Raw genomic sequence first — 15,087 nt, forward strand, 5'->3', positions numbered from 1 at the left:
GCGCTCACTTCCCCCTGTCCGGTTCGATGGGGTCCTTGACGCGCTTGCCGTCGTGGCGGACGGCCGACAGGTGGATGCTGCCGTCGTGGTACTCGTGGCGGATCCTGCGGCAGCCGCAGTCGAAGAGCTGGTCCCTGATGACGAGGCCGTAACCGTCGTCGTCGACGAGACGTTCACCGCCCGACTTCTTCCCGCAGGGGGCCGTCTCGGGGTCGAACGGGATCTTGCTGCCGGTCATCGCCGATCTCCTTAGATGGCGAGATGTCATGGTCAGCCAGGTGCGTCGGCGCGCGGCGGCACCTCGGGGGCGTCGTCCCCGCCGGAGATCTCGTCCGGCGCGGGGCTCTCGGCCGTCTCCTCACGCGGATAGTGCAGGTCGAAGGCGGGCCGCTCTGAGCGGATGGGCGGCATGAACGTGAAGTTGTGCCGCGGCGGCGGGCAGCTCGTCGCCCACTCCAGGGAGTTGCCGTAGCCCCACGGGTCGTCGAGGGTGACCTTGGGCGCGCGCCTTGCGGTCTTCCAGACGTTGTAGAGGAACGGCAGCGTCGAGGCGCCGAGCAGGAACGCCCCGACGGAGGAGATCTGGTTGAGCGTGGTGAAGCCGTCGCCCGCGCCGTAGTCGGCGTAGCGCCTCGGCATGCCGAGCTGCCCGATCACGTGCTGGATGAGGAAGGTCGTGTGGAAGCCGATGAACAGCGTCCAGAAGTGCACCTTGCCCAGCCGGTCGTCCAGCATCCTGCCGGTCATCTTGGGCCACCAGAAGTAGAAGCCGGAGAACATGGCGAACACGACGGTGCCGAAGACGACGTAGTGGAAGTGGGCGACGACGAAATAGGTGTCGGTGATGTGGAAGTCGAGCGGCGGCGAGGCCAGGATGACGCCGGTCAGCCCGCCGAGCAGGAACGTCACCAGGAAGCCCACGGCGAACAGCATCGGCGACTCGAACGTCAGGTGACCCCGCCACATCGTGCCGATCCAGTTGAAGAACTTCACCCCGGTCGGCACGGCGATGAGGAACGTCATGAACGAGAAGAAGGGCAGCAGCACCTGCCCCGTGGGGAACATGTGGTGCGCCCACACGGTCATCGACAGCCCGGCGATCGCGATGGTGGCGCCGACCAGCCCCATGTAGCCGAAGATCGGCTTGCGGCTGAAGACCGGGATGACCTCGGTGATGATGCCGAAGAACGGCAGCGCGATGATGTAGACCTCGGGATGGCCGAAGAACCAGAACAGGTGCTGCCACAGCAGCGGCCCGCCGTTGCCGGCGACGAACACCTGCGTGCCGAGCTTGCGGTCCGACTCCAGCACCAGCAGCGCGGCGGCCAGCACCGGGAACGCCATCAGCACGAGCATGCTGGTCAGCAGCACGTTCCAGGTGAACAGCGGCATGCGGAACATGGTCATGCCGGGCGCGCGCATGCCGATGATCGTGGTGATGAAGTTGACCGCGCCGAGGATCGTCCCGAGGCCGGACAGCGCGAGGCCCATGATCCACAGGTCGCCGCCGATCTGCGGCGAGAACGTCGAGGACGCCAGCGGCGTGTACGCGAACCACCCGAAGTCGGCCGCGCCCCCCGGCGTGAAGAACCCGGCCACCACCATCAGCCCGCCGAACAGGAACAGCCAGTACGCCACCGCGTTCAGCCGGGGGAAGGCCACGTCGGGGGCGCCGATCTGCAGCGGCATGACCACGTTCGCGAAGCCCGCGAACAGCGGGGTGGCGAACAGCAGCAGCATGATCGTGCCGTGGATGGTGAACAGCTGGTTGTACTGCTGCTGGTTGACGAGCTGCATGCCGGGCGCGACCAGCTCCGCCCGGATGATCATCGCCATGACGCCGGCGACCAGGAAGAAGCCGAAAGAGGTGATCAGATACAGGTATCCGATGACCTTGTGGTCGGTCGTGGACATCCACGAGACGATCACCGTCCCGGTGCGACGGCGCCGGACCTGCTCGATCGAGGTCTCCCGCACGGTCGTCACGGCTGCTCCCTCCGACGCGGAGTTGTGCCTGCCCCGATCTACCCATTGCACGCCAACGACCGCCGCTCGTGAAGTCGTTCTTTGGGATTCGCCGCCGAAAGCTTTGCGGGAACGGCCGCCGGAGGTGTCCAGATGGCGGAAAGCGGGCCGGTGCTGCCGGCGGCATCTTCTATCCTGCGTAGGCGAACCGAATCGGAGGAGATGCTCGTGACCGCCCAGCGTGACTACGCCGACCTCGTCCAGCGAGGGCTCTCGCTCGACCTGACCAGGGGCAAGCCGTCGCCGCGCCAGCTCGACCTCTCCAACGACCTGCTGAAACTGCCCACGTCCTACCGTGCGGCCGACGGCACCGACGGCCGCAACTACGGCAACCTCCAGGGCCTGGCCGAGCTGCGCGAGCTGTTCGCGCCGCTGCTGCAGGTCCCGGCCGGGCAGCTGGTCGTCGGCGGCAACGCGAGCCTCGCGCTGATGCACGACACGGTCGTGCACGCGCTGCTCAGCAAGGTCCCCGGCGCCGCCCGCCGGTGGGTCGAGGAGCCGAAGGTCACGTTCCTGTGCCCGGTGCCCGGCTACGACCGGCACTTCACGATCTGCGAGCGGCTCGGCATCGAGATGGTCGCGGTGCCGATGACCTCCGAGGGCCCCGACATGGACGTCGTGGAGCAGCTGGTCTCCTCCGACGCGAGCGTCAAGGGCATGTGGTGCGTGCCGAAGTACAGCAACCCGTCCGGCGTCACCTACAGCGACGAGACCGTGCGCAGGCTGGCCGCCATGCCGACGGCCGCGCCCGACTTCCGCATCTTCTGGGACAACGCCTACGCCGTCCACCACCTCACCGACACCCCCGACGAGCTGGCCGACATCCTCACGCTGGCCGCCGAGCACGGCAACGCCGACCGCGTGTTCGTCTACGCCTCCACCTCGAAGGTGACGCTCGCCGGCTCAGGCGTGTCGTTCTTCGGCTCCTCGCCGGCCAACGTGGAGTGGTTCCTCGGCAACACCTCGAAGCAGTCGATCGGCCCCGACAAGATCAACCAGCTGCGCCACGTCGAGTTCCTGCGCGACCCGGCCGGCGTCGAGGCCCACATGCGCCGCCACGCGGAGCTGATCGGGCCCAAGTTCGAGCTGGTCGACAAGGTGCTGAGCGAGCGGCTGAGCGGCCTGGCCACCTGGACCAGCCCCAAGGGCGGCTACTTCATCAGCCTTGAGGTGCCCCACGCGGCCGAGGTCGTCGCCAAGGCCAAGGCGGCCGGCATCGCGCTCACCCCGGCGGGCGCGACACACCCCTACGGCAAGGACCCGGGCGACCGCACGATCAGGATCGCGCCCACCTTCCCCGAGCTCGACGAGCTGGAGCAGGCCATCGAGGGCCTGGCCGTGTGCGTCCGCCTGGTGGCGGAGGAGCGCGGCTAGCGCTGGCCGTTCCTGAAGCCGAAGATGTACTCGCGCGTCTCGCTCGGATGGAACGGGACGCCGACCCCCGGCTCGAAGGCGACGTTGTCGCGGGCGCAGTAACAGAGGCTCTCCCACACGGCCAGGGCCTTCTCCCTGGCCGGGGCCTCGACGCGGTCGCGCTTGCGCGCGCCGTACGAGCCGAGCACGTTCAGCAGCCCGAACCCCCAGAACAGGCCCGTCAGGCAGAACGGGGCGAGCAGCACCTCGCCCCACGCCGGGTCCTGCCCCATGGCGATGATCAGCGACATGACCAGGTGCATCAGGGCCGCGACGAGCAGCAGCACGTAGCCCTGGTTCCTGGTCCACGCGGTGTAGTGGCGGCTGGGGAACGACAGCCAGACCGCGAGCTGCGTCCGGCTCATCACGTGTTTGGACGCGCCGAGCGCCGCCGCCGTGGGCAGATCGGCGACCTCGCGCGCCCCCGGTAACCGCACCCGGCCGATCTTGTACGTGGTCCCGGCCGCGACCGCTCCAGGGACCGCGACGACCTGGTCATCCTTGGAGCACACCGGGCACTCGACGTTCATCCGGGCAGTCTGGCCTTAAGGAACGCGCTGCGCAAACCATAGGCTTCGAGATGTGAGACCGATTGATGCCTTGGTGAACGCCCTGCCCGAAGCGCGTGTCGTGACCGACCCCGATGTGATCGACTCCTATGCCCGGGATCGTACGTTTCTGGCGCCGGGCAAGCCGCTCGGCGCCGTGCTGGCCACCACGCGCGACGACGTGGTGACGACCCTCAGGTGGGCGAGCGAGCACCGGGTGCCGGTGGTGCCGCGTGGCGGGGGAACCGGCCTCGCGGGCGCGTCCGTCGCCGGCGACGGCACGATCATCCTGTCGCTGGCCAGGATGACCGCGATCAGGGAGCTGTCGCCCGCCGACGAGATCGCGGTCGTCGAGCCCGGCGTCATCACCGCCGACCTCGACAGGGCCGCGAGGGAGCACGGGCTCATGTACGCGCCCGACCCCTCCTCGTACGAGATCTCCACGATCGGCGGGAACCTGGCCACCAACGCCGGCGGGCTGCGCTGCGTGAAGTACGGCGTGACCAGGGACTCCGCGCTCGGCCTCGAAGTGGTGCTGGCCGACGGCCGGGTGCTGAACACCGGCCGGCGCACGATGAAGGGCGTCACCGGCTACGACCTGACCGGCCTGTTCGTCGGCTCGGAAGGCACGCTCGGCGTGATCACCGCCGCCACCGTACGGCTGCGCCGCGCGCCGGCCGCGCCGCCCGCGACGTTCGCCGCCGAGTTCGGCTCGCTGCGCGACGCGGGTGCGGCCGTCTCGGCGATCATGGCGGCGGGCTGCCAGCCGTCCCTCATGGAGCTGCTCGACCGGGCCACGCTGCAGGCCATCGACGACTGGCGCAACATCGGCCTGGAGGCGAGCACGCAGGCCATGCTCATCGGGCAGTCCGACGTGCCCGACGGGCAGGCGGTGGTCGAGCGCATGGAGCGGATCTGCACCGAGAACGGCGCCTCGTTCGTGGCCGTCTCCTCCAGCCCGGCCGAGGCCGAGGAGCTGGTGGGGCTGCGGCGGCTGGCGTACGGAGCCAAGGAGCGGCTGGGCGCGTGCCTGGTCGAGGACGTGTGCGTGCCCAGGTCCGTCCTGCCTGACATGATCACCGCGATCGAGGAGGCGGGCGTGCGGCACGGCGTGCGCATCGCGACCGTCGCGCACGCCGGCGACGGCAACCTGCACCCGGTCTTCATCTTCGAGCACGGGACGCTCGAACCGCCCGCCGAGGTGTGGGCGGCGGCGGACGAGGTGTTCAGGCGCGCGCTGGAGTTCGGCGGCACGCTCACCGGCGAGCACGGCGTGGGGCTGCTCAAACGGCGCTGGCTCGAGCTGGAGTCGGGGCCGGTGGCGGCCGAGCTCCAGCGGGGGATCAAGGCCGTCTTCGACCCGCTCGGCATCCTGAACCCGGGCAAAGCGATCTGATCTTCGGTTGACCAAGCCGTGACCTTGGGGTTCGCGGCGGACACGACCTGCACAGGAACGCTGACTTTGCTCGTCAAAACCTGAAACTTCTGACACGTCCGGCAGACGCCTCAAGCGTAGCGCTGGTAGCGTTTTGCCTCATCTATTGGGTTGTTATGGGGGTCCGACGTGAATCAGTTCCAGCCGTTGGCGGCGGACGATCCGCGGCGGCTGGGGGCGTTTGACATCGTCGCCCGGCTCGGCGAGGGCGGCCAGGGCGTTGTCTATCTCGGCAAGAGCGACTCCGGGGAACAGGTCGCGGTCAAGCTGCTGCACAACGCCCTCGTGGCCGACGCCGACGCCAGGACCCGCTTCCTGCGCGAGGTCGCCGTCGCGCAGCGGGTGGCGCGGTTCTGCACCGCGCCCGTGCTGCACGCCGACCTCGACGGGAGCCGGCCGTACATCGTCAGCGAGTACGTGCCGGGGCCGTCCCTGCGCGAGCTGGTCATCAACGAGGGACCGCGACGGGGCGCGGCGCTCGAACGGCTGGCCATCAGCACCGCCACCGCCCTGGCGGCCATCCACCGGGCCGGGATCCTGCACCGGGACTTCAAGCCCGCCAACGTGCTGATGGGGCCCGAGGGTCCCGTCGTGATCGACTTCGGCATCGCCCGCGCCCTCGACTCGCCCGGCGCCACCGCGACCGGCATGGCCATGGGCACCCCCTCGTACCTCGCGCCCGAGCAGCTCAGCGGGGCCGCCGTGTCCGAGGCGGCGGACGTGTTCGCGTGGGGCGTCACCATGGTGTTCGCCGCCACCGGCAAGCCCGCCTTCGGCGCCGACTCCATCCCCGTCGTGATGAACCGGATCCTCAACGAGGAGCCCGAGCTCGGGACGATGGACGGCATGCTGGGCGAGCTGGTCGCCGCCTGCCTGTCCAAGGACCCGTCGCTGCGGCCCACCGCCGACGAGCTGATCGTCCACCTCACCGGCCAGCCCGCTCCGAAGGCCGCCATCGAGCCGGTCACCGGCTCCACCCCGACCGGCGCCCAGCCCGGCGCCCAGCCCGGCGCCACGCAGACCGGCGTCCCGCAGACCGCCGCCGACCAGGCCGCCGCGGGAGCCCAGGCCGCCGCCGCGGCTCAAGGGGCCACCGGGGCTTTCGGGGCCGGCGGAGACGGCTCCGGCCAGGACCACTACCCCGGCCCCTGGACGCAGCCCACCGGCCCGTACCTCGCGGGCGGCCCCCAGGGCACGGCCCCTCCCCAAACCGGCGACTACGGCCATCTGGCCGCCACCGCCCACCTCGGCTCCAGCCTCCCCGGCCAGACCGGCCCTCAGGCCCAGCCCGGCGTTCCCGGCCAGAGCGGCGTGGCGGGCGGTCCCGGACAGAGCGTGCCCGGACAGAGCGTGCCCGGTCAGGGCGGGGTTCCTGGCAATCCGCCGCACGGCGCTCCGCACCCCGGCATGCCGCAGACCACCGGCCCCCTGCCGCTCGGCGGCCCCGGCAACGTGCCCGGAGGCCCGGCGCACGGCGGTATGCCCGGTCAGGCCGGTGCACCCGGTCAGGGCGTCCCAGGACAGGGCGTTCCTGGACAGGGCGTTCCTGGACAGGGCGGACCGGCGCAGGGGCAGCCGGGCGCGCCACAAGGGCCGGGCGGGATGCCGTTCGGACCGCAAGGGCCGGGCGTTCCCGGTCAGATGGGCCCGCACGCCGGCGCTCAGGGTCCGCACGGGCCTGCGCAGGGCGGGCCCGGGATGCCTCAGCAGCACGGCGGCCCCGGCGGCCCGTTCCAGAACGGCCCGGCCGGCACTAACGGGCCCGGCGGGCACGGCCCAGCTGGGCCCGGCGCTGGTGCGCCCGGAGCTGGCGGGCCCAGTGCCGGTGGACATGGTGCCGGTGCGCATGGTGCCGGTGGGCATGGTGCCGGTGGGCGCGGCGGGCCTGGTGGGCCTGGGCAGGACGGTGATGGGGCGCGGGCGAAGCAGCGGCGGACGCTGACGCTGGCGTTGTCCGGTGCTGCCGCCGCGGCGCTGCTGGTGGTGGCCGGGGCGGTGGTCGTGCAGGCGAACGCCGGCAAGGAGGTCCCGGTGGTCGCCGTGGGCAAGTCCTCCAGCGACACCGACGCCGACGGCGGCGGCTCCGGCCAGGGTGAGGCGCCCACGACGTCCGACTCGCCCACGCCGGCCCCGACGGGCTCCCCCGCGCCGGTCCCGACGCTGGACATCGAGCCGGAGAAGACGAAGAAGCCGAAGCCGACCAAGGAGCCGATCGCGCAGGTGCCGACGGTGACGACGACGGCGCCGTCGATCCGCCCGACGCCCAGGCCGACGCGCAAGACGACGGTCGTGGACCCGGACGACGAGCCGGGCAAGACCCCGAAGCCGACCACGACCCGCAAGAAAGAGGTCAAGCCGAGCAAGTCGCTGAAGGCGAACACGGCCAGCGCCACGTCGCTGTGCGGCGCCGGGTACGCGATCATCAATTCGCACGCGCTGGCCGGCCACGCCACGGTCTACCTGCTCTACAACGCCGGCGCCGGGATGAACTGCGTGGTCACGATCTCCCGTTACGTCCACCCGAACAAGGTGAACATGAGCGCCATGCTCCAGGTCAAGGGCGGCGCCAGCGCGAACGACCCCGGTTCGTTCACCGCCTACGCGGGCCCGGTGCGGCTGCCCGCCAAGAAGAAGTGCGTGATCTGGGGCGGCGCGTGGAACTCGTACGTGTGGAAGTCGGAGTGGAGCCACTGCAGCTGAGCCCGCGGGCTGTGACGGGAGGCGGGCCTGCGTTAGCGTGGGCATGATCGTCGGCTCCGTACGAGGAGGGCGCCCGTGATCATCAGCAGGCTCGACACCGGCTCGGCCGACCACCGTGCCCGCAGGGAGGCGATGCTCGCCAAGCTGGCCGAGCTGGACGCCGAGCAGGCGAAGGCGGTGGCGGGCGGCGGCGAGCGGTACGTCACCAGGCACCGCGCCCGCGGCAAGCTGACCGCCAGGGAGCGTGTCGAGCTGCTGGTCGACCCCGACTCGCCGTTCCTTGAGCTGTCGCCGCTCGCGGGGTGGGGCACCGAGTTCCCCGTGGGCGCGAGCCTGGTCTCGGGCATCGGCGTGATCGAGGGCGTCGAGTGCGTGATCACGGCGAACGACCCGACCGTGCGCGGCGGGGCGTCGAACCCGTGGACGCTGCGCAAGACCCTGCGCGCCGCCGACATCGCCCTGCGCAACCGCCTGCCGTACGTGAACCTGGTCGAGAGCGGCGGCGCGGACCTGCCGACGCAGAAGGACATCTTCATCCCCGGCGGGCAGGTCTTCCGCGACCTGACGCGGTTGTCGGCGGCGGGGGTGCCGACGGTGGCGCTGGTGTTCGGCAACTCGACGGCGGGCGGCGCGTACGTGCCGGGCATGAGCGACCACGTGGTGATGGTCAGGGAGCGCGCGAAGGTGTTCCTGGGCGGGCCGCCGCTGGTGAGGATGGCGACCGGCGAGGAGTCCGACGACGAGTCGCTGGGCGGCGCGGAGATGCACGCCAGGGTGAGCGGCCTGGCCGACCACCTGGCGCAGGACGAGTACGACGCCTTACGCATCGGCCGGCGCATCGTCGCCTCGCTCGGCTGGCGCAAGCTGGGCCGCGAGCCGGACGGGGAGGTGCGCGAGCCGGCGTACCCGGCGGACGAGCTGCTCGGCATCGTGCCTGAGGACCTCAAGGTGCCGTTCGACCCGCGCGAGGTGATCGCCCGGGTGGTGGACGGCAGCGTGTTCGAGGAGTTCAAGCCGCTCTACGGCGCCTCGCTGGTGACGGGGTGGGCGAGCGTGCACGGCTACCGGGTGGGCGTGCTGGCGAACGCGCGCGGGGTGCTGTTCAGCGAGGAGTCGCAGAAGGCGACCCAGTTCATCCAGCTCGCGAACCAGACCCGCACCCCGCTGCTGTTCCTGCAGAACACGACCGGCTACATGGTCGGCAAGGACTACGAGCAGGGCGGCATCATCAAGCACGGCGCCATGATGATCAACGCGGTGTCCAACTCGACCGTGCCGCACCTGACCGTGGTCATGGGCGCCTCGTACGGGGCGGGCAACTACGGCATGTGCGGGCGCGCGTACGAGCCTCGCTTCCTGTTCAGCTGGCCGAGCGCCAGGTCGGCGGTGATGGGCCCGGCGCAGCTCGCCGGGGTGCTGTCCATCGTGGGCCGGGCGTCGGCGCTGGCGAAGGGGCAGCCGTACGACGAGGAGGCGGACGCGGCCATGCGGGCCATGGTGGAGCAGCAGATCGAGGCCGAGTCGGCGGCGTTCTTCCTGTCGGGCCGCCTGTACGACGACGGCGTGATCGACCCGCGTGACACGCGGACGGTGCTGGGCCTGTGCCTGTCGGCGATCAACAGCGCGCCGGTGCCCGAGCCGGCGGGATATGGAGTGTTCCGGCCGTGATCACCCGCCTGCTGGTCGCGAACCGGGGTGAGATCGCCCGGCGCGTGTTCCGTACCTGCCGCTCGCTCGGCGTCTCCACGGTCGCCGTCTTCTCCGACGCCGACGCGGACGCGCCGCACGTGGCCGAGGCCGACCTGGCGGTACGCCTGCCGGGCGTGTCGGCGGCCGAGACGTACCTGGACGCCGAGCGGATCCTCGCGGCCTGCCGGGCGAGCGGGGCGGACGCGGTGCATCCCGGTTACGGGTTCCTGTCGGAGAACGCCTCCTTCGCGCGGGCGGTGCTGGACGCCGGTCTGGTGTGGGTGGGGCCGCCGCCCGAGGCGATCGCCGCCATGGGGGTCAAGATCGGGGCGAAGCGGCTGATGGCGGAGGCCGGCGTGCCGGTGCTGCCCTCGCTCGACCTGGCCGCGCCCGAGGAGTACCCGCTGCTGGTCAAGGCGTCGGCGGGCGGTGGCGGGCGCGGGATGCGGATCGTGCGCGGGCCGGACGAGCTGGCCGAGGCGGTGGAGTCGGCGCGGCGCGAGTCGGCCGCGGCGTTCGGCGACGGCACGGTCTTCGGCGAGCCGCTGCTGGAACGGGCCCGCCACGTCGAGGTGCAGGTGCTGGCCGACCGGTACGGCGGCGTGTGGACGCTGGGCGAGCGCGAGTGCAGCGTGCAGCGGCGGCACCAGAAGGTGATCGAGGAGTGCCCGTCGCCCGGCGTCACGGAGGCGACGCGGGAGCTGCTGTACGCCGCCGCCGCCAGGGCCGTCCGCAAGATCGGCTACGTCGGGGCCGGGACGGTGGAGTTCCTGGTCAAGGGCGACCGGGTGGCGTTCCTGGAGATGAACACCCGGCTCCAGGTCGAGCATCCGGTGACCGAGCTGGTCTACGGTGTCGATCTGGTCCGGCTGCAGCTGGAGGTGGCCGAGGGCGCGGCGCTGCCGCCGTCGCCGCCCGAGCCGTCCGGGTGGGCGGTGGAGGCCCGCCTGTACGCCGAGGACGCCTCCTTCGTGCCGCAGAGCGGCACGTTGTGGCGGTTCGAGGTGCCCGGTGACGTGCGCGTGGACGCCGGGGTGGAGTCGGGGTCCGCGGTGCCGCCGCACTATGACGCGATGCTGGCCAAGGTGGTCGCGTACGGGGCGACGCGGGCGGAGGCGGTCCGGCGGCTGGCGGGGGCGTTGCGGCGGGCGAAGCTGCATGGCGTACCGACTAACCGCGATTTATTACTGGACGTCCTGAAAAATCGGGACTTTGTGGCTGGTGACACGCACACCGGGCTGCTCGACCACCCCCTGCCGTCCGCGGAGGCCGTCGATGACCTCGCTCCCTTGGCCGCGGCGCTCGCGATGGCCGCCGGCAACCGGCGCCGGGCACGCGTACTCGGCGGGCTGCCGGGCGGCTGGCGCAACGTCCGCTCCCAGCCCCGCGCGGTCACCTTCGAGGAGACCGGCCCCGTCACCTACGACCCGCTGCCCCCCGACGTCCGCGTGGTCAAGGCCGGGCCCGACGAGGTGGTGCTGGAGCGCGACGGCGTGCGGCGTGCGTACGAGGTGGCCGGGTACGAGCCGGAAGGCCCGCTCTACGTGGACCACGCCGAGGGCGCCGCACGGCTGACCCCGCTCCCCCGCCTGCCGGAACCCGCCGAGCACACCGCCCCTGGCTCACTGCTCGCCCCCATGCCGGGTAGCGTGCTGCGGGTCGAGGTGGCGCCCGGCGACCGGGTGACCAAGGGGCGGACGGTCCTCGTCCTCGAAGCGATGAAGATGGAGCACCGGATCACCGCGCCGGCCGACGGGGTGGTGTCCGGCGTACACGTGGAGAAGGGCCGGCAGGTCGACGCGGGCGAGGTGCTGGCGATCATCCAGGAGGGGGACTCATGACGGGCCTGGTGCACAAGGAGCTCGCCGCGGGCGTCGCGACGATCACGCTCGACTCGCCGCACAACCGCAACGCGCTGTCGGTGGCGCTGCTCGGCGAGCTGTCCGAGCAGCTGAAGCAGGCCCTGGACGAGCCCGCGGCCCGGGTGATCGTGCTGACCGCCACGGGGACGGTGTTCTGCTCGGGCGCCGACCTGAAGGAGCAGGGCAAGCCGGGGGCGCCGGTGACGGCGTCGTTCCCCGACATCATGGAGCTGATCTGGGAGAGCCCCAAGCCGGTGGTCTGCCGCCTCAACGGCACCGCGAGGGCGGGCGGGCTCGGTCTGGTCGCCGCGTGCGACTTCGCGATCGCGCCGCTGACGGCCTCGTTCGCGTTCACCGAGGTACGTCTCGGGGTCGCGCCCGCCATGATCGCCGTGCCGGTCCTGAGGAGGCTGTCGGCCAGGGCGGCGGCCGAATACCTCCTGACCGGCGAGGTGTTCGACGCGGCGCGGGCCGTCGAGATCGGGCTGCTGTCGCGGGCCGTCCCCGAGGACGAGCTGGACGCCACCGTCGCCCGCTACACCGAGATGCTGGTCAAGGGCGGCCCCGAGGCGCTCGCCATCACGAAACGGCTGGTCAGGGAGGTGCCCGCGATGTCGTTCCACGAAGGGCTGCGGGCCATGGCCGAGCTGTCGGCCGAGCGCTTCACCTCCGAGGAGGGCCAGGAGGGCATCGCCGCGTTCAAGGCCAAGCGCCCGCCCGCGTGGACGGTGTGAGCCCCGTGGTGCTGCGCGTCGCCAACTGCAGCGGCTTCTACGGCGACCGGCTCTCCGCCGCCCGCGAGATGGTGGCGGGCGGGCCGATCGACGTGCTGACCGGCGACTGGCTGGCCGAGCTGACCATGTTCATCCTGGCCGGCAACCGGCTCAAGGGCCGTCCAGGGTACGCGCCGACGTTCCTGCGCCAGCTCGACGACGTCCTGGGCCCCTGCCTCGACCGCGGCATCAAGATCGTGACGAACGCGGGGGGTCTCGACCCCGCCGGGTGCGCCGAGGCCGTCCACGAGCTCGCCGACCGGCTCGGGCTCAGCCCCTCCGTCGCGTACGTCACCGGCGACGACCTCACCGGCCTGCCCCTCGACCTCGTCAACGCCGACACGGGCGAGCGCCTCGACGCCACCCCGCTCACCGCCAACGCCTACCTCGGCGGCCGGCCCATCGCCGCCGCCCTCACGGCCGGCGCGGACGTCGTGGTGACCGGGCGGGTGACCGACGCGGCGCTCGTGACCGGGCCCGGCATCTGGCGGTACGGCTGGGCGCCTGACGACCTCGACGCGCTGGCCGGGTCGGTGGTGGCCGGGCACGTCATCGAGTGCGGCTGCCAGGCGACCGGCGGCAACTACGCGTTCTTCCAGGACGTTCCCGACCTCGGACACTGCGGCTTCCCGCTCGCCGAGCTGCACGCCGACGGCTCGTCCGTCATCACCAAGCATCCCGGCACCGGCGGCCTGGTCTCCGTCGGCACCGTCACCGCGCAGCTCGTGTACGAGCTGGGCGGCCCCCGCTACCTCGGGCCCGACGTGGTCGCCCGCTTCGACACCATCACGCTCACCGACGACGGCCCCGACCGGGTCCGCGTCTCCGGCGTCCGCGGGGAGCCGCCACCTGACACGCTCAAGGCGTCGGTCAACCACCTGGGCGGCTACCGCAACACGATGACGCTCGTCCTGACCGGCCTCGACCTGCCCGCCAAGGCCAGGCTCGCCGAGGAGGCCCTGTGGGCCCGCATCCCCCGCGACCGCTTCGACGACGTCTCCGTCACCCTCACCGGCCTGGGCCCGCAATCGGCGGCCGGGACGGCACTCCTGCGGATCACCGTCATGTCCGACGACCGCCGCACGGCGGGCCGCGCCTTCTCATCGGCCGTCGTGGAGACCGGTCTCGCCAGCTATCCCGGCTTCTACGCCCTCACCCCGCCGGGGGACGCCTCCCCATACGGCGTGCACTGGCCGGTGCTCGTCCCGGCCGCCCAGGTCCGTCCCCGCGTCTTCGTGGACGGCACCGAGATCCCCTTCGAGCAGCCACCGCCGCCCACCGAGGCGCCGATCATCCAGGAAGCCCCCACGCCGCGGCCGGCTCCCGGAGGGGAGGGCGTGCGGATCCCCCTGGGCCGCATCGCCGGGGCCCGATCGGGCGACAAGGGCGGGAACGCGAACCTGGGCGTCTGGACCGACACCCGGCCCCGCTACGACTGGCTGGCCGCGTACCTCACCGCAGAGACCCTGAAGGACCTCCTCCCGACCCTGCGCCCGTACCGCGTGGACCGGCACGAGCTGCCCAACCTCAAGGCCGTCAACTTCGTGATCCACGGCCTCCTCGGCCGGGGCGTGGCGGCGAGCACCCGCCTGGACCCGCAGGCCAAGGCGCTGGGCGAGGAGCTCCGGGCCCGCCCGGTGGAGGTCCCGGCCGGCCTTCACCCCTGAGCGCTCCAGCCCAGCAGGGCCGCGCCGAGCAGGCCGGCCAGGGGGCCGAGGCGCGAGGTCCGTACATCGGGAGCGGGGCGGAAGGCGAGCCGGGCGGCCAGCCGCTCGCGCAGGGGCACCACGAGCGCGTCCCCCGCCTGCGACACGCCGCCCCCGATGACGACGGCCGCGGGATCGAGCACCAGCGTGTACGTCGCCAGCGCCAGCGCGAGCGCCTCCACCGCCTCCGCCCACACCGCCGTGGCCCGCGCGTCGCCCCGGGCGGCCAGCCGGACGACGTCCTCGGCGGCGGGGACCCCGCACCGCGCCGCCACGGCCGACCCCGACGCGTACGCCGCCAGGCACCCCGCCTGCCCGCACCCGCACGCGAGCCCGTCGGGCCACACGGGGACGTGCCCGATCTGCCCGGCCCAGCCGCCCGCGCCGCCGTAGAGCGCTCCTGACGGCACCACGGCTCCCGCGATGCCCGTGCCGATCGGCAGGTAGAGCACGTGTGCTTCGCCGCCCCCGTACGCCAGCTCCGCCTCCCCCGCCGACCGCACGTCGTGGCCGAGCGCGACGGGCAGGTTCACGTCGGCGAACGCGGCGGCGGGCACGTCACGCCAGCCGAAGGCGGCGGAGAAGACGGCATGCGTAGGGCTGACGAGCCCCGGCACGGCCAGCCCCACCGCGACCGGCCGCGTGCCGTCCGCGAGGGTCCCGAGGCCCGGCGAGGGTGTTCTTGAGCCGTCCCAGGGGCGGGTGAGGTCGGCGGCGAAGCGGGAGATCGCCGCGATCACGTGCTCCGGCCCTTCGGCGCGCGGCGTGGTCCTGCGTTCGAGGTGGAGAATCGTCCCGTCGCGGGCGACGAGCCCGCCCTTCATGGTGGTGCCGCCGACGTCGATCGCTGCCACGTACGTCACCCGCGGCATCCTTTCACAACCTCATGGTTGACCGGCCGGGAGCCGCTCTCGTAAGGTCGGGCACCAGAATATC

11 protein-coding genes are annotated in these 15,087 nt (G+C 72.2%); 7 read left to right on the forward strand and 4 right to left on the reverse strand.

Features of this window, described 5'->3' with window-relative positions; translation table 11 throughout:
* Positions 1 to 4: 4 nt before the first annotated feature.
* Positions 5 to 238, reverse strand: a complete 234-nt coding sequence (locus AB0K12_RS07110; RefSeq protein ID WP_364556355.1) for a hypothetical protein — start codon at positions 236 to 238, stop codon at positions 5 to 7.
* A gap of 32 nt (positions 239 to 270) precedes the next feature.
* A complete protein-coding gene (gene ctaD, locus AB0K12_RS07115; protein ID WP_364557724.1) occupies positions 271 to 1,914 on the reverse strand; it encodes a cytochrome c oxidase subunit I in 1,644 nt (547 codons plus the stop codon).
* A 273-nt stretch (positions 1,915 to 2,187) separates the two neighbouring features.
* Here ctaD and AB0K12_RS07120 point away from each other — a divergent pair, with 273 nt between their 5' ends.
* On the forward strand, positions 2,188 to 3,399 hold the full coding sequence (locus AB0K12_RS07120; RefSeq protein WP_364556356.1) for an aminotransferase class I/II-fold pyridoxal phosphate-dependent enzyme: 1,212 nt from the start codon (positions 2,188 to 2,190) through the stop codon (positions 3,397 to 3,399).
* On the opposite strand, the gene AB0K12_RS07125 is transcribed toward AB0K12_RS07120, so the two are convergent.
* Entirely contained in the window at positions 3,396 to 3,968 is a 573-nt protein-coding gene (locus AB0K12_RS07125) for a hypothetical protein (RefSeq protein ID WP_345386892.1), read from the reverse strand. The genes AB0K12_RS07120 and AB0K12_RS07125 overlap by 4 nt on opposite strands.
* Before the next feature lie 52 nt (positions 3,969 to 4,020).
* Here AB0K12_RS07125 and AB0K12_RS07130 point away from each other — a divergent pair, with 52 nt between their 5' ends.
* From AB0K12_RS07130 to AB0K12_RS07155, 6 genes are all read left to right on the forward strand, one after another.
* Positions 4,021 to 5,382 carry an FAD-linked oxidase C-terminal domain-containing protein gene (locus AB0K12_RS07130; RefSeq protein WP_364556358.1) on the forward strand — a complete coding sequence of 454 codons (1,362 nt, stop codon included), beginning with the start codon at positions 4,021 to 4,023 and terminating at the stop codon, positions 5,380 to 5,382.
* Positions 5,383 to 5,550: 168 nt separating this feature from the next.
* On the forward strand, positions 5,551 to 8,121 hold the full coding sequence (locus AB0K12_RS07135) for a protein kinase (RefSeq protein WP_364556360.1): 2,571 nt from the start codon (positions 5,551 to 5,553) through the stop codon (positions 8,119 to 8,121).
* A 132-nt stretch (positions 8,122 to 8,253) separates the two neighbouring features.
* The gene (locus tag AB0K12_RS07140) at positions 8,254 to 9,789 is read left to right on the forward strand and encodes a carboxyl transferase domain-containing protein (RefSeq protein WP_364557727.1); all 1,536 of its coding nucleotides are present in this window, start codon (positions 8,254 to 8,256) and stop codon (positions 9,787 to 9,789) included.
* A complete protein-coding gene (locus AB0K12_RS07145; protein ID WP_364556362.1) occupies positions 9,786 to 11,651 on the forward strand; it encodes a biotin carboxylase N-terminal domain-containing protein in 1,866 nt (621 codons plus the stop codon). The genes AB0K12_RS07140 and AB0K12_RS07145 overlap by 4 nt, the downstream gene beginning before the upstream one ends.
* Entirely contained in the window at positions 11,648 to 12,406 is a 759-nt protein-coding gene (locus tag AB0K12_RS07150; protein ID WP_364556364.1) for an enoyl-CoA hydratase-related protein, read from the forward strand. The genes AB0K12_RS07145 and AB0K12_RS07150 overlap by 4 nt, the downstream gene beginning before the upstream one ends.
* Positions 12,394 to 14,112, forward strand: coding sequence for an acyclic terpene utilization AtuA family protein (locus tag AB0K12_RS07155; protein ID WP_364556366.1), 1,719 nt, complete (start codon positions 12,394 to 12,396; stop codon positions 14,110 to 14,112). The genes AB0K12_RS07150 and AB0K12_RS07155 overlap by 13 nt, the downstream gene beginning before the upstream one ends.
* Here the strand turns inward: AB0K12_RS07155 and AB0K12_RS07160 are convergent.
* A complete protein-coding gene (locus AB0K12_RS07160; RefSeq protein ID WP_364556368.1) occupies positions 14,103 to 15,014 on the reverse strand; it encodes an ROK family protein in 912 nt (303 codons plus the stop codon). The two genes, AB0K12_RS07155 and AB0K12_RS07160, sit on opposite strands and share 10 nt — an antisense overlap.
* Positions 15,015 to 15,087 lie beyond the last annotated feature (73 nt).

This window comes from Nonomuraea sp. NPDC049419, assembly GCF_040676995.1.
Lineage (GTDB): Bacteria > Actinomycetota > Actinomycetes > Streptosporangiales > Streptosporangiaceae > Nonomuraea > Nonomuraea salmonea.